This window comes from Sporosarcina sp. ACRSM (assembly GCF_022346545.1).
Taxonomy (GTDB): domain Bacteria; phylum Bacillota; class Bacilli; order Bacillales_A; family Planococcaceae; genus Sporosarcina.
This window is the reverse complement of record NZ_JAKRNU010000008.1, coordinates 183,038-198,775: the sequence shown is the minus strand read 5'-3', so window position 1 is coordinate 198,775 and position 15,738 is coordinate 183,038. Positions and strand designations below refer to the sequence as shown.

Below are 15,738 nucleotides of genomic sequence, written 5' to 3'. Positions count from 1 at the left end.
CCCGGAAAGGGGATGTATCGATGGAACAACTGATCATTTTTGCCATCTTGGCGATTCTTGGCTCGTTATTCAGCGGTAAGGACAAGAAAAAAGCACCCCGGCAAGGGGAACCGAAACCTTTTACAGCTGGACAGGATAACCCGGTCAAGAAGCTGAAAGAAATGTCGAAAGAAATGGTTCAGGAAATGCAAAAAGAGCTACAGAAAGGGACGGGCGAACCGCCTAGTAGGCAAACGCCGCCTATAGCAGCTCCGCGCAAACCAGTGACGGCTGGACGGATTACGGTAAATGAGGAACCGGTTGAAGTGCAGAAGAAACAGGAGCGCCCTACGACTGACCGGCATCGCGGACGGCTTTCAGCGCATGGCGGGACACGTAAATTGTCAGCCGAAGTCGACAAGAATGATCTTGTCCCGAAAACGAACGAGGATTTCTTGAAAGGCATCATCTTTTCTGAAATTTTAGCTCCACCAAAATCAAAACGGTAAGCATTGACCCCCTGCCTATTTCATATGTTATGGCAGGGGGTTTTATCTTTTGAGAAAATTATTTGATACGGGTTCATCAGTGACGATTGAAGAGTTCCGTTTAGTACGGATCAATGGGCCTTATGCACTTTTGAAGCTCGGCCCCGATTTTGCAATGATCAAATGTGGGCATTTCCGGATTGAGGCGAAGGGCGAAGAATTGACCGTGGAGACACTTTCGGAAGAAGTAGCGGTATTTACGTTTGCGTCCATCACAGCACTGGAAATCAAAGAAGACGGAGCGTTGCCTTATGCATAAACGGTATGCGATTAAAATCACGGGTGCCCATGATGTCTCCAGCTTTATTTCCAAACTCGTCTCGAACGGTACGAAAATTTCTTCATTGTCTATTCAAAATGGGGCAGCACACTTTCAGACCGATCGCAAAGGCTTGCAATCCATCCGTCAATTGCGCCGTAGTTATCGTGTGAAAGTGTCGGTTAGACAGGTTGGACTGGAGAAGGGGTTTAAAGGTATCTTCTCGTCCTATCGTTTTTTGATAGCTTGTCTTATTCCATTTCTTGCTTCCTTTTTTCTTTGGACAGTCAATGTGGAATCGGATATGCCTGAGGTTGCGGAAAGAATTGAGAAGAAACTTGAAAAAAGCTCGATTGTTCCACTAAAACCCCTCGCTTTAATCCCGGACGAAGGTGAAATTCGCCGGGAGCTCATGCTGGATGACCCTGCTTTGTCATGGGTCCGTTTTAGACGGGTTGGAACAACACTTACCGTCATTCCGATGCTCTCACCCCAATCGGATGAGAACGTGGAGGAAGATGGCCCTCCTGCGGACCTTGTTGCACGCACAGGAGGCGTAATTACGCGTTTTGAACTGAAGAAAGGGGAAAGGGTAGGACATGTCCATCAGACGGTTAAGAAAGGGGATGTGCTCGCTACAGGCGTTCTGGAGCAAGGAGGAAAAACAGCTGTCGTCGGTGCAGATGGTGCCGTTTTTGCGGACTATTGGATCGAGTATTCCTTCAGTCTACCCAAAACGATCGATTTTCACATGCAAGGTGAGGAAGTCATGCAGTTTTCATTTCACTGGCCTTGGCAAAAGAACAAAGCGGATGAACAGGATGCATCGCCTTGGTCGTTCATCCGATCTGAACGTCATGTGGAAGAAAAATCAGGACAATTTGAATTGGTCGAAGGCATGGAAGAGACAGTATTAATTCCAATGTTGAAAAACAAGTTATTGTCCGAATCATTTTCAAAAGCGATCGTGCGGGATGAGAAAATTTTGCACGTGTCATTCGATAATGATAAAGTTAATGGGACTATATTGTTTCTGATCAATGATAACATTGCAGTCAAAAGACCGATATCCCAAGGAGACTGAAACTATTGAATGAACATTTGATTCAACTGCATATTGAGGACCCGAACGAAGCGGTCATGCTACTTGGCATTTCAGACCAAAATATGAAATTGATTGAAGAGGAATTAAAGATTACAATCTTAATGAGGGGCGATACAATATCGCTCAGTGGAGAACAGAGCAATTCGGCGAAAGTATTATTCGAGCAGTTGCTAAAAGTCATCCGTAAAGGCATCAATATCAATCAACGGGATGTTTCGACCGCACTCGAAATGGTGAAGGCCGGAACGATTGAATATTTCGCTGAATTGTATGATGAGGAGATCGCGCGAAATACGAAAGGGAAAGCAATCCGGGCGAAAACGATTGGACAACGGGAATATGTCCATGCAATTCGTACACGTGATCTTGTTTTCGGAATTGGGCCGGCTGGTACAGGGAAAACGTATTTGGCTGTCGTCCTTGCCGTTCAAGCGATGAAAACCGGTTCCGTGAAACGCATTATATTGACACGTCCCGCTGTGGAAGCAGGAGAGAATTTAGGATTTCTGCCAGGTGACTTGAAAGAGAAGGTTGATCCCTATTTACGTCCACTTTATGATGCACTCCATGATGTCCTTGGGGCGGAGCATACAGAGCGCCTCATTGAGCGTGGCGTGATCGAAATCGCCCCACTTGCCTATATGAGAGGGCGCACGTTGGACGATGCGTTCGTCATTTTGGATGAAGCGCAGAATACGACCAAAGCCCAGATGAAAATGTTCTTGACGCGTCTTGGCTTCGGTTCGAAAATGGTGATCACCGGAGACAAATCACAAATCGACTTACCGAAAGGCGTTGATTCCGGACTCATCGCAACAGAAACGATTCTTAAAAATGTGAAGGATATCCACTTTCAATATTTGGAGCAAGGCGATGTAGTCCGTCACCCGCTCGTTGCGAAAATAATCGAAGCTTATGAAGAGGAGCAGTCATCCTAACTTGACTGCTTTTTCTTTAGAAATAAGAAGCAAGTGTACGCAATCCACGATATACTAATACTGATGTCAAAGCGCCCGTGCTTGTCGCATCTACGCGGGCGTTTACATTTTTCGATAGAAGAGAAATGGGGGAATTCCAATGCTGCAGCCAATTCGTAGGTTTTTGTTCTCACTTAAATTCAATTTCCTATCTTTATTTCTTATTGGATTATCCGCGATCCTTCTCTTTTCGCTCATGTACGGGAGTGTCAAGAAAGAAACATATGAACTGGAATCATTACAAATTTCACCGGATACGATCCGTTCGATCAAAACCGTTGAAGATACGGTGAAGACCGAGCAGGATCGGGAGCGGGCGGCTCTTGAAGTTCCTCCTGTCTACCAGTTTTCCGATGACGTTGGACCGAATCGGCAAGCGATTGCCACGTCGATATTCGACTTTCTAATCGATGTAAAAGAGATGGGGCAAGCAACAGACGGTACTAACGAAACAAAAGCTTTGGACAGGAAAGAGCAGATTAACGAAATGCGCGAGAGGCTTAAGAATCTTGAAAAGGAAGAACCGGGCCTCCGGTTGAGTGACGAAGCCATCTCAAATCTTTTAGAACAGAAAACAGATGTTTTGAAAGACGTGCAGCAGATTATGTCAACGATTATCGGGGAAGAATTATCGAAACCGGTACGGGCGAGTGATCTTTCCGCAGTCCGTTATGAAGTGGAACGGAAAATTCGACTTTCGGATAAGATACCGCCAGCCATTTTGCAATCGGTGTTAACAATTGGCCGTCTACTTGTCGTAGAAACGGAAACGATTAACGAAGAAGCGACACAGGCAGGGATTGAACAAGCGAAAGCCGCTGTTGAACCGACAAGGATTTTACAAGGACAAGTCATCGTGCGGGAAGGCCAAATGATAGACCGAGAAATTTATAGACAGCTTGAATTGACAGGATTATTGACCAATCAATCCACAGTCAAACCATTTGCAGGCTTGAGCTTATTTGTGCTCTTCATTTCGGCGATCATCTTCATGCATTTCAATACTTGGCGGAAGGAGAGTTCCGTAAAGAAAAAAGCATTGCTCATCGTGCTTTCCGTTTTCCTCCTCCTTGTTGTATTGATGAAATTGATTGCGCTGATTGAAAAAGATTTTGACGTATTATTAGCGTTCATGTTCCCGACTGCGTTAGCACCGATGCTCGTTAAGTTGTTGACGAACGAACGGCTTGCGATCATGATGACGATTATCACCGCTGCCACGGCAGGTGTGATGTTACAGGAAGGATACGCCGCCATTATTCAAATGGAAGTGGCATTGTACATATTGTTCGGAGGGATTGTCAGTCTTTATTTACTTGGAAATGGGGGAAGGCGTTCGAATATTTTGCGGACGAGTGCAGGAGTCGCGGCTTCCAATATGCTGTTTATCGCCTTTTATTTACTGATGACACAGTCTTCTTATGAAATGTCAGAGCTCGCTTTTTATGTCATCGCGGCAACAGCGTCCGGCATATTATCGGGGGCATTGACTATTGGGCTCATGCCATTCTTTGAGTCTGCATTTGGCTTGTTATCGGATATGAGATTGATAGAACTATCGAATCCGAACCATCCATTATTAAAGAAAGTGCTGACTGAAACGCCTGGCACGTATCATCATAGTGTCATGGTTGCAAACCTTTCGGATGCAGCATGCGAAGCGATTGGAGCGAATGGATTGCTTGCACGAGTTGGCAGTTATTATCATGATATCGGCAAATCAGTCCGGCCTGGATTTTTTATTGAAAACCAGCATGGCGGAAAAAATCCGCATGATGCGTTGCCACCTGAAAAAAGCCGTGATATCATTATTGCCCATGCAGAAGATGGTGCAAAGATTCTTGAAAAGCATAAAATGCCAACTGAAATCATCGATATCGCCCGGCAACACCATGGAACGAGTACGTTGAAATATTTTTACGTAAAAGCGAAGGAATCCGGGAAAGATGTGAAAGAGGAAGACTTCCGCTATGCAGGTCCGAAGCCACAAACGAAAGAAGTTGCCATCATATCCATTGCGGATAGTGTAGAAGCGGCAGTCCGGTCGATGAAAGAGCCGACCCCGCAAAAGATTGCGGGATTGGTCCGGGCAATTGTCAATGATAAATTGAAAGATGGCCAATTCGATGAATGTGATATTTCCATGAAAGAATTGAAGCTGGTCGAGAAAGTGATTTGTGAAACATTAAACGGAACTTTCCACAATCGGATTGAATATCCGGAGTAAAATTGAAAGGAGTGTTACCTAGATGCTTGAACTGTATTTTGAAGATGAAACAGGGGCGGTTGATGAGACGGTTATCGAACTGATTCGAAAATTATTAGCGCATGCCGCTACCGAAGAGCAAGTGGCAAGTGGAGCGGAAGTTTCTCTTACATTTATGACCGATGAAGCCATTCAAGCAGTGAATGCTGAATACCGGGGGAAGGATGTTCCGACAGATGTCATTTCATTTGCGCTTGAAGAGATGACGGAAGGCGAATTGGCTATTGTTGCGGAGGAAGGAATGCCCGTTGTTTTGGGAGATATCATCATTTCCGTTGAAACTGCACAAAGGCAAGCGGAAGAGTACGGCCATGATTTTAATCGTGAAATCGGTTTTCTTGCGCTACATGGTTTTTTACATCTACTCGGCTATGATCATATGACCGACGAAGATGAAGCCGTCATGTTTGGACGACAAAGGGAGATTCTGACTTCGTTCGGACTTGAGAGGTGAGGCGGATGCGGCGTTTTTTCAAAGCGTTCGTCTATGCGTGGAACGGTATCCTTCATGGCATCAAAGCAGAGCGCAACATGAAAATGCATGTTTTAGCCGCCATCGTCGTGGTTGTGGCAGGTGTTCTAACAAAGCTTTCACATGTTGAGTGGTTTATCGTCATGATCCTGATTGGCGGCATGTTCGCATTGGAGTTGATGAATGCCGCAATTGAACGCGTCGTTGATTTGGTGACGTCGGAAAGGCATCCATTAGCCCAGCAGGCGAAAGACTTGGCGGCAGGTGCTGTCCTTGTCTTCGCAATCATTAGCGCGATTATCGGACTATTACTTTTTGTTCCGAAATGGTTGTATTTCATGTAGAGAGGTGTTTAGATGGAAAAAAATAAATTGATGGAAGAGTCGAAAAAAGCACGGGAGAAGGCCTACGTCCCTTACTCGAAATTTCCGGTAGGTGCTGCTTTGTTGGCGGAAGATGGAACTGTTTACCGTGGTTGTAATATTGAAAATTCAGCTTATAGCATGACCAATTGTGCGGAGCGGACGGCCTTTTTTAAAGCGGTTTCGGAAGGCGTTCATACATTCAAGGCGCTCGCTGTCGTTGCCGATACGGAGGGACCGGTTTCGCCTTGTGGTGCTTGCCGGCAAGTAATCGCCGAATTTTGTGATAGGCAAATGCCCGTTTACTTGACGAATTTGAAAGGCGATGTGTTGGAGACAACGGTCGCAGAATTGCTTCCGGGCGCTTTTTCCAAGGAGGATTTAGATTATGCAGCAGAATAACCAATCATTCAAATCGGGGTTCATTTCCATTATTGGACGTCCGAATGTCGGGAAATCGACTTTCCTGAATCGTGTAGTCGGTCAAAAAATTGCCATCATGAGCGATAAACCGCAAACGACGCGCAATAAGGTGCAAGGTGTTGTCACGTCAGATGAATCACAGTTAATCTTCATTGATACACCAGGAATCCATAAGCCAAAGCATAAGCTTGGTGATTTCATGGTGAAGACAGCGCGTAATACATTGAAAGAAGTAGACGTCGTCATGTTTATGGTCAACGCCGATGAGCCGATCGGGCGTGGCGATCGCTTCATCATCGAGTTGCTTGAAAATACACAGACGCCGGTCTTTTTGATAATCAATAAAATTGATTTGGTCCACCCGGATGAACTGTTGAAAGTGATTACAACTTATACGTCCGAATATGATTTTGCGGAAATTGTTCCAATTTCAGCGATCAATGGCAATAATGTGGAACGGCTCATGGACACGTTAACAACATACATGCCGGAAGGTCCGAAATATTATCCGGATGATCAAGTAACAGATCACCCGGAACGCTTCATCATCTCCGAATTGATCCGCGAGAAGGTATTGCATTTGACGCGGGAAGAAATTCCGCATTCCGTCGCTGTCGTTATCGAGAAAATCGAGCGGGAAGAGAAACGGGAAATGGTCAATATCATGGCTACAATTGTCGTTGATCGAGATTCTCAAAAAGGTATCGTTATCGGGAAAAGAGGCGCGTTGCTAAAAGAAATAGGAACGAAGGCGAGACATGATATCGAGATGCTTCTCGGTTCGAAAGTATTCTTGGAGCTTTGGGTCAAAGTACAAAAAGATTGGCGCAACAAACCGGGCCAATTGAAGGAATTTGGCTTCAGGGAAGACGAGTACTGATCCAAGCGTCTGGCGCCCGAAGCCTAGACAATAAAAATTGGAGTGATTGCCTTGCTGAATAAATGGGAAGGGATCATTCTAAAAAGTATCCCTTACGGCGAATCGAATAAAATTGTGACGATTTTCACCAAAGAAGCCGGTAAGTTGACGGCGATGGCAAGGGGTGCGAAGAAACCGGCAAGCCGATTGGCCGCCATCACACAACCGTTTACGCATGGCACTTTTCTGATTCGTACAGGAAGAGGGATGGGAACGCTTGAACAGGGAGAGCGGGGCGAATCGATGCGCTTCATCCGTGAGGATCTTGAAGCCACCGCTTATGCCAGTTATATCATCGAGCTCATTGATCGGCTAACGGAGAATAATGAGCGCATCCAAGGCATTTATGAGTTGCTATATGATGCTTTACATGCGATTGACGAACAATATGATCCGGAAGCGATCGCATTGTTTGTCGAGTGGAAGATGCTGCCGGTGGCCGGGATCCATCCCGTCCTCCATCAATGTGCCAATTGCGGGGCGACGGAAGGGGAGTTTGCGTTTTCCTTTCAGGAAATCGGTTTCCTTTGTCATCGTTGCTTCCATGTCGATAAGTATTTGATCCGAATTTCTCCGACGCAACTGAAGCTTATCCGGACCTTTTACACAGTTCCGATCCATCGTGTCGGCAACTTGACATTGAAAAAGACGACGAAACAATTCATGAAAAAATTGGTGCGCACTGTTTATGATGAACAGGTGGGAATCCGATTGAAGTCCAGGTCTTTTTTGGACCAGCTCGAATCGACCCCCGAATTATTGCCACTTAAAGAAAAACCGGAGGAAGAAGGCGAATAAGCCAACTTTCTCCGGTTTTTCTTTGCTATTATTTTAACTTGATTCAGCAGAAGTCCCCCACTTCCATAAGTGGTGGGATGAATGCCAGAATGCATTTCAATCAGAGGGAGTTCAAACTCCCTGCTGATTCAAGTTAGGCCTCCGACGGATTACTTAAAATGCAAGATGTTTAGCGATATAGTCTTTCACTTCTGCGATCGGCATACGGACTTGTTCCATGGAATCTCGATGACGTACAGTTACTTGGCGATCTTCTTCGGAATCGAAGTCGTACGTAATACAGAACGGTGTACCGATTTCGTCTTGACGGCGATAACGTCTTCCGATCGATTGTGCATCATCGTATTGGACAACGAAATGTTTACGGAGTTCCGCGTACACCTCATCCGCTCCTTCAGCCAATTTCTTTGAAAGTGGCAGGACAGCTGCCTTTACAGGAGCCAGGGCAGGGTGGAAGCGTAAGACGGTACGTTTGTCATCGCCTTCCAAAACTTCTTCATCGATAGCATCGCAAAGGAATGCGAGTGTTACACGATCGGCACCTAGTGAAGGTTCGATACAGTACGGGATGAACTTTTCATTCGTGACTGGATCCTGATAATGGAAGTCCTCACCTGAGTGCTCCATATGACGGCTCAAGTCGAAGTCCGTACGGTTCGCAATGCCCCATAGTTCGCCCCAACCAAATGGGAATTTGTACTCGATATCGACAGTACCTTTTGAGTAATGGGACAGCTCATCCTCATTATGTTCACGTAAACGCATATTTTCTTCTGTCATGCCTAGGTTCAGCAAAAATTGTTTTGAAAAGTCGCGCCAGTATTCATACCATTCCATATCTTCGCCAGGCTTGCAGAAGAACTCAAGCTCCATTTGTTCGAATTCACGCGTACGGAAAGTGAAGTTTCCTGGCGTGATTTCATTACGGAAACTTTTACCGATTTGTGCAATACCGAAAGGCATTTTCTTCCGCATTGAACGTTGGACGTTTTTAAAGTTGACGAAAATCCCTTGTGCGGTTTCAGGACGGAGGTAAATTTCGTTTGCGGATGAATCCGTCACGCCCTGTTGTGTTTTGAACATCAAGTTGAATTGACGGATTTCCGTGTAATCCATCGCACCACAATCCGGACAGTTGATGTTATGCTCGTGGATGAGTTCCTCCATCTTTTCGAATGGAAGGCCATCAACGACCATTTCAATCCCTTTTGCATCCAGTGCATCTTCGATCAATTTATCTGCTCGATGACGGGTTTTACACTTTTTACAATCGATCATCGGGTCATTGAAGTTTCCGATATGCCCAGATGCAGCCCATACTTTCGGGTTCATTAAGATCGCTGCGTCAAGGCCGACGTTATAAGGGGATTCCTGAACGAATTTTTGCCACCAAGCTTTTTTGATGTTGTTTTTCAGTTCAATCCCGAGCGGACCGTAATCCCATGTATTAGCGAGGCCTCCGTAAATTTCAGATCCCGGAAAGACGAAACCTCTCTGTTTTGCCAAATTCACTACTTTTTCCATCGATAAATCCCTCCATTTTCAAATGAAAAAGCACCCATCCCTGGACGTCATGTCCAGGGACGAGTGCTCGATTACCCGCGGTTCCACCCTGTTTGGCTATTGGATCTAGCCCACTTTATCTTGCTATGGCTCAAGGCTGCCGTTTCATGTCAGTACGGGCTTTCACTATCCCCGTTCGCTTCTGATTGACACTACTTATCTTCCTGTCTCCGCCTATTCAATTCAAAAACAGTGTAGCACGGTTCCGCTTTCTTAGCAATAGTTGACGTCTTCGTATATAATAATCAGGGAGAAAGAATTGAACGATTAGGGCGGTGAAACATATGGAACTGAATAAGCGCCAGACCGAGATTCTAGAAATCGTCAAATCGGATGGGCCCATCACTGGCGAGCAGATTGCGGAACGTCTTAAACTGGCGAGGGCTACGATCCGTCCGGATTTGGCCATATTGACAATGGCGGGCTTTCTAGATGCAAGGCCCCGTGTCGGCTATTTCTATTCAGGAAAAAAACCAGTCCAATCGGTTGCAGATAGTATGACCGGCATGAAAGTCCGTGATTTCCAGTCGATACCGGTCGTAGTAGCGGAAAACATTTCAGTATATGACGCCATTTGTCATATGTTTTTAGAAGATGTCGGAACACTTTTTGTTGTCGACAGTTCGTCGCTGCTCACTGGTGTTCTATCAAGGAAGGATCTATTGCGGACGAGCCTTGGCAACAATGAGTTGGATAAAATACCGGTACATGTCATCATGACGCGGATGCCAAATATTACTTATTGTGATAAGCAGGACACCTTACTGCATGTTGCGAAGCAAATGATAGACAAACAGATTGACTCCCTTCCGGTTGTCGCCGACAATGGGATGGGTCTTGAAGTTGTCGGAAGGATTACTAAAACGAATATTACCGCAGCTTTCCTTTCACTTGCGGATGACCATGAACTTTGAGGGGGATACAATGAGAAGGTTAACATTATTCATCGTTTCCGACTCTATCGGTGAAACGGCCGATTTAGTTGCAAAAGCGGCCGCAAGTCAATTCAGGCAAGGACTTGAGACGGTTTCCATGAAACGATTTTCACATGTCGAAGATGAATCGCAACTGAATGAAATTGTCTATTTAGCAAAAAAGCAAGAGGCAATCATCGTCTATACGCTAGTAAAGAGCGGCATGCGTTTCCGTTTAAAAGAAGAATGTAAAAACAAGGGGATCAAATGTATTGATCTAATGGGACCTATCGTCGATCTGATCAGTGCGGAACTTGATGAACATCCCATTGAAGAACCGGGGCTTGTCCGGAAATTGGACGAAGATTATTATAAGAAAATCGAAGCGATTGAATTTGCGGTTAAATACGATGATGGCAGGGATCCAAGAGGGATTTTAAAAGCGGATATCGTGCTCGTCGGTGTCTCTAGGACATCCAAGACACCGTTGTCGCAGTATTTGGCTCATAAGCGTTACAAAGTGGCAAATGTGCCGCTTGTGCCGGAAGTGGACCCGCCGGAAGAGCTTTATATGATCGATCCGGAAAAGTGTTTCGGCTTGATCATATCACCGGAAAAACTGAATTTCATCCGGAAAGAAAGATTGATCGCACTCGGTTTAAAGGATGATGCGAACTATGCGCAGCTTGATCGGATAAAAACCGAGATCGAACATTTTAAAAAAGTCGTTGAGAAGATCGGTTGCAATATTGTTGATGTAACCAATCGTGCAGTTGAAGAAACCGCTAATGTTATCCTAAGTGAAATATCTTCTCGAAACGGATAAAAGACTAAAAGTGATCATATCTTAAAATGTAAAGGAGGAGGACCACCCCGTTGAAATGGGATGGTTCTTCTTTTGCGGGTGCTACGAATCTTTTATCTTCAATCAGCAGAAGCTCCCACCTCAGGCGGGATGAATGCCAGTTTTGTTTTCCTGCTCAGCGAGTGTTCAAACGCCCGCTGAACGAAGAATGGAAGGCAGTCTAAGTAGCGCGACGTCCTGATAAAGTGCCTTAATTTCTGCAAAAAAACGCAGAAATACGGCAAATCGAACCCTTCGCTGTTCGATTCGCAACGACTGCATGACCAACATCCTGTAGGACCGCGGATGTCATAGATTTTGAAAGGAGTTAATTGAGCCATGCTCAATTCAAAATCTGGACGCAATTACGCCGAGGCGTAATTGATTCATAAATAAATGGTATTAAATTCGAGAAAAAAATGTCGGATTAGTGTAGTATAAAAGTTTCGGAGTATAATCGAAAAAATTTTGTCGAATAGGAAGGGTTTTTGAAAAATATATCGAAATCAAGTAGTTAAGAGTGGAGAATGGTAATAGATGACGAGAATTTCAGAAGAAACGATTGAAGCCGTCCGGACGAAGACTGATATTATCGATTTGATCGGGGAATACGTGCAATTGACAAAGAGGGGGAAAAACTGGTTTGGCCTTTGTCCATTTCATGGCGAGAGCACACCTTCCTTCTCTGTTTCGGAAGAGAAGCAACTTTTCCATTGTTTTGGTTGTGGTGCGAGCGGCAATGCGATCACCTTCATCATGGATATCGAAAATCGTCCATTCACCGACGCGGTGGTGCAGCTTGCCGAACGTACCGGAATCGAGATCGATGTGCCTATCGGCGCGGTTGCTGGGGCAAAATCGCAAAATGAGTTCAAGTCGATGCTGGAAGCGCATGCGCTTGCAGCGAATTTTTACAGTCATTTACTCCTAAACACTGTGGAGGGTGAGGAAGCACTACAATATCTTGAAAAAAGAGGATTTACGAGAGAGCGTATCGAAAACTATGGGATTGGGTGGTCTCTGCATGATCGGGAAGCACTATCCGGATTGTTGAAACGGAAAAACTTCGATATGAAGGAGATGGAGCGTGCCGGTCTGTGCATCATGAAGGATGATGGGACAGGTTATTTTGACCGGTTCCGGGGACGTATTATGTTTCCACTTCGTGACGATAATGGGAATATCGTTGCTTTCTCGGGACGGATCTTACATGGATCGAAACAGGAAGCTAAATACTTGAATAGTCCTGAGACGCCGATATTCGAAAAAAGTAAAATTTTATACAATTTCCATAATGCACGTCTTAACGTTCGGAAAACGGGTAAAGTAATACTGTTTGAAGGATTTATGGATACAATTTCAGCGGATCGGGCAGAAGTGACGAATAGTGTCGCCGTTATGGGTACATCCTTGTCCGACACGCATCTTTTGAAATTGAAAAGGATCGCAAAGGAGTTAATCATCTGTTGCGATGGAGATGATGCCGGGTGGGAAGCGGCTAAACGATTTGCAGAAATGGCCATGAAGAAAGGGATAGAGGTTCAAATTGCCCTGTTGCCGGGCAATATGGATCCCGATGATTATATTACACAATACGGTAGCGAAGCTTTCCGTGAAAAAGTGATCGGCAATCCGCATTCCTTCTTGTCGTTTATAATGGCTTATGCAAAACGTTCGAAGAATTTATCGTATGAAAATGATGTGTTGCAATATATTCATGAAGTACTGGAAGAATTATCTCTCCGATCATCTCCTGTCGAAAGGGATTTGTATATCCGCCAATTATCTTCAGAAACCGGGATATCTGCAGAGGCGCTCCAACAGCAATTTATCAAAATGGCTGGCCAGCAATCCCAAAAGACAAAAGCGGATCTAGTCGACACGGAGGAACAAGTACGCCCCTATCCTATTCAGGCAGCTCCCTCCCGTAAAATAACGGGGACTGAGCGTGCTGAACGGTTATTGCTATATCATCTATTAAACGACGGGGCTTTGTTTGATCGATTGAGGGAAGACAAACCGGATTTGTTTGTACGAGACGATTATGTAGCCATCTTTGTCCGGTTAGCCGGATTTTACGAGGAACATGGAACTCCCGATTTCCATCGGTTTGCCGAGACGTTGGAAGATCGTGAACTTAGAAAGATCGTACTCGAGGCGGCGATGATTGAAAGGGATTCCGAACATACTGAGGAAGAAATAGATGATTGTATTAGTCATCTTGAAAAATATCGGATCCATTTGATGATCCAAGCAAAAATGCACGAATCAAAAGAAGCTGAAAAGATGAATGATCATACCCGGGCACTGGAGCTGGCCAGGGAAATCATACAGCTCCGGAAATCATGGGCGGCATTATAGCCGCATTCCGGTGTACGAAGGAGGAACGGGTAAGATGACTAATAAAGAACAATCCGGCGAAATGGAAATGGAAATGACAATTGAAGAAGTGAAGGCCAACCTGTTGGAGGCTGGAAAAAAATCAGGTGAACTGACACTTGATGAAATTACTGAAAAATTAGCTGCATATGAAATGGAGCCCGAGCAATTCGAGGAGTTTTTAGATCAGATTGAAGCGCAAGGGATCGAAATGGACCGCAAAGAGGACGACGAACCTGGTGAAGAGATTAAAGCGGAGGCAGAGGAACAATTCGATCTGAATGATTTAAGCGTTCCCCCAGGCGTAAAGATCAACGACCCGGTTCGGATGTATTTGAAAGAGATCGGGCGAGTCGACCTCTTGACAGGGAAAGAAGAAGTCGAACTGGCTATCCGGATACTGGACGGTGACGAAGAAGCGAAGAAGCGGCTTGCAGAAGCGAACTTAAGGCTCGTCGTCAGTATTGCGAAAAGGTACGTAGGCCGTGGCATGCTGTTCCTGGATCTGATCCAGGAAGGGAATATGGGACTTATTAAAGCGGTCGAGAAATTTGACCATACCAAAGGATTCAAATTCAGTACGTACGCCACATGGTGGATCCGTCAGGCCATTACGCGCGCTATCGCGGACCAAGCGCGGACCATCCGGATTCCGGTCCATATGGTCGAGACGATCAATAAATTGATCCGCGTGCAGCGTCAATTACTGCAAGATCTCGGACGGGAACCTTCGCCGGAGGAAATTGGTGAAGAGATGGATCTGACGGCGGAAAAAGTGCGGGAGATTTTGAAGATTGCACAGGAACCGGTGTCACTCGAAACGCCGATTGGTGAAGAAGATGACTCCCATCTAGGGGATTTCATCGAAGATTCGGAAGCTCAATCACCTTCTGATCACGCAGCTTATGAGCTGTTGAAAGAGCAACTGGAAGATGTTCTGGATACATTGACGGATCGCGAAGAAAATGTCCTGCGCCTTCGCTTTGGCCTGGATGATGGACGTACACGTACACTTGAAGAGGTAGGGAAAGTATTCGGTGTTACACGTGAGCGTATTCGTCAGATCGAGGCAAAAGCATTACGCAAACTCCGCCATCCATCCAGAAGCAAACGTCTGAAAGATTTTCTCGAATGATGAGACATGCATCGGCATATTTATGTGCCGGTGCATTTTTAAAGAGAAAAAGGTGAATTGATTGTGGAACGATGTCAAATCCCGTTCTCTTACAAAATGGAATGGACGTTTCTGCAAAGATCAAGGAGAGAAAGTCATTATGAATCCACAGCGAAAACGCATTATCATTTCGGAAATCAAATATTGGAAACAAAGTAAGCTGTTGCCTGAACATTACTGTGATTTTCTCATTGCACTCTATGGACAAGGGGATGGAGAGAACGTTTCCGCTGCAAAAGCGGATGATGCGATACTTGTGAAAGAGAAAAAGAGGATGAACTGGACCATTCTTCTGCTTTCATGTCTGGCGCTCATCGTATGCAGCATGATGTTTGTACTTGTTCAATATCCGGGTGTAACAATGACGTTAACGGTGCTTTTCACATTTATGTTGTTACAATTGACTTTTCGTAAAAAGCAAAATCGCTCATTGACTTCATTTTTATACATCCTAGCCGCTTTCCTATTGCTGGTCACGTCGTTCAAACTGTGGTTTTTATTTTTTGAAGGTCAATTCAATCTATTAATCGCTTTATTGATCTTGAACTGTGCACTATGGTTGATGGCTGGCCGTCTACTAAAATTGCTCTATTTTACAATATCCGGTGCAGCCGGCCTTTTATTAATTACCGCCTTTCTCATCATCTCTTACTAGTCTTTAATTGAGGAAAGTAACAGCCGGAGTGTAGCATATGATTATCACTAGATTGATAGGATGTTTACAAGGAAAAGTGTAAGTGAAGCTGAATCAGGAAA

At 45.0% G+C, this 15,738-nt stretch carries 16 protein-coding genes; 15 read left to right on the top strand and 1 reads right to left on the bottom strand.

Translation table 11 applies throughout. The annotated features are described in order from the left end of the window. Positions 1 to 20 precede the first annotated feature (20 nt). The 10 genes from MHZ95_RS14195 (at position 21) to recO (ending at position 8,108) form a co-directional block, all read left to right on the top strand. Positions 21 to 488 carry a hypothetical protein gene (locus tag MHZ95_RS14195; protein WP_239391437.1) on the top strand — a complete coding sequence of 156 codons (468 nt, stop codon included), beginning with the start codon at positions 21 to 23 and terminating at the stop codon, positions 486 to 488. A gap of 49 nt (positions 489 to 537) precedes the next feature. Next, a complete protein-coding gene (locus MHZ95_RS14190; RefSeq protein WP_239391436.1) occupies positions 538 to 786 on the top strand; it encodes a hypothetical protein in 249 nt (82 codons plus the stop codon). Then, entirely contained in the window at positions 779 to 1,870 is a 1,092-nt protein-coding gene (locus MHZ95_RS14185) for a sporulation protein YqfD (RefSeq protein ID WP_239391435.1), read from the top strand. Before MHZ95_RS14190 ends, MHZ95_RS14185 begins: the two co-directional genes overlap by 8 nt. Before the next feature lie 56 nt (positions 1,871 to 1,926). After that, positions 1,927 to 2,829, top strand: coding sequence for a PhoH family protein (locus MHZ95_RS14180; protein ID WP_370643053.1), 903 nt, complete (start codon positions 1,927 to 1,929; stop codon positions 2,827 to 2,829). A gap of 139 nt (positions 2,830 to 2,968) precedes the next feature. Further along, positions 2,969 to 5,095, top strand: coding sequence for an HD family phosphohydrolase (locus MHZ95_RS14175; protein WP_239391433.1), 2,127 nt, complete (start codon positions 2,969 to 2,971; stop codon positions 5,093 to 5,095). A gap of 22 nt (positions 5,096 to 5,117) precedes the next feature. Further along, a complete protein-coding gene (gene ybeY, locus MHZ95_RS14170) occupies positions 5,118 to 5,588 on the top strand; it encodes an rRNA maturation RNase YbeY (RefSeq protein WP_239391432.1) in 471 nt (156 codons plus the stop codon). Between the two features lie 5 nt (positions 5,589 to 5,593). Beyond that, positions 5,594 to 5,950 carry a diacylglycerol kinase family protein gene (locus tag MHZ95_RS14165; RefSeq protein WP_239391431.1) on the top strand — a complete coding sequence of 119 codons (357 nt, stop codon included), beginning with the start codon at positions 5,594 to 5,596 and terminating at the stop codon, positions 5,948 to 5,950. 12 nt (positions 5,951 to 5,962) lie between these two features. Further along, positions 5,963 to 6,370, top strand: coding sequence for a cytidine deaminase (locus tag MHZ95_RS14160; protein ID WP_239391430.1), 408 nt, complete (start codon positions 5,963 to 5,965; stop codon positions 6,368 to 6,370). After that, complete coding sequence (gene era, locus MHZ95_RS14155) at positions 6,357 to 7,271, top strand: GTPase Era (protein WP_239391429.1); 915 nt, start codon at positions 6,357 to 6,359, stop codon at positions 7,269 to 7,271. Before MHZ95_RS14160 ends, era begins: the two co-directional genes overlap by 14 nt. A 51-nt stretch (positions 7,272 to 7,322) precedes the next feature. Continuing rightward, positions 7,323 to 8,108, top strand: coding sequence for a DNA repair protein RecO (gene recO / locus MHZ95_RS14150; protein WP_239391428.1), 786 nt, complete (start codon positions 7,323 to 7,325; stop codon positions 8,106 to 8,108). Between the two features lie 153 nt (positions 8,109 to 8,261). Here recO and MHZ95_RS14145 read toward each other — a convergent pair whose 3' ends face one another. Then, the gene (locus MHZ95_RS14145; protein ID WP_239391427.1) at positions 8,262 to 9,632 is read right to left on the bottom strand and encodes a glycine--tRNA ligase; all 1,371 of its coding nucleotides are present in this window, start codon (positions 9,630 to 9,632) and stop codon (positions 8,262 to 8,264) included. A 323-nt stretch (positions 9,633 to 9,955) separates the two neighbouring features. Here MHZ95_RS14145 and ccpN point away from each other — a divergent pair, with 323 nt between their 5' ends. The 5 genes from ccpN to MHZ95_RS14120 all read left to right on the top strand — a co-directional run bounded on the left by ccpN (position 9,956) and on the right by MHZ95_RS14120 (position 15,637). Next, entirely contained in the window at positions 9,956 to 10,585 is a 630-nt protein-coding gene (gene ccpN / locus MHZ95_RS14140; RefSeq protein ID WP_255726782.1) for a transcriptional regulator CcpN, read from the top strand. Between the two features lie 10 nt (positions 10,586 to 10,595). Beyond that, positions 10,596 to 11,411 (top strand): pyruvate, water dikinase regulatory protein, encoded by an 816-nt coding sequence (locus MHZ95_RS14135; RefSeq protein WP_239391425.1) that lies wholly within the window; start codon positions 10,596 to 10,598, stop codon positions 11,409 to 11,411. Positions 11,412 to 11,966: 555 nt separating this feature from the next. After that, the gene (gene dnaG / locus MHZ95_RS14130) at positions 11,967 to 13,790 is read left to right on the top strand and encodes a DNA primase (RefSeq protein WP_239391424.1); all 1,824 of its coding nucleotides are present in this window, start codon (positions 11,967 to 11,969) and stop codon (positions 13,788 to 13,790) included. Between the two features lie 34 nt (positions 13,791 to 13,824). After that, complete coding sequence (rpoD, locus tag MHZ95_RS14125; protein WP_239391423.1) at positions 13,825 to 14,943, top strand: RNA polymerase sigma factor RpoD; 1,119 nt, start codon at positions 13,825 to 13,827, stop codon at positions 14,941 to 14,943. A gap of 139 nt (positions 14,944 to 15,082) precedes the next feature. Next, positions 15,083 to 15,637: a hypothetical protein gene (locus MHZ95_RS14120; protein WP_239391422.1), complete on the top strand. Its 555-nt coding sequence runs from the start codon at positions 15,083 to 15,085 to the stop codon at positions 15,635 to 15,637. Positions 15,638 to 15,738 lie beyond the last annotated feature (101 nt).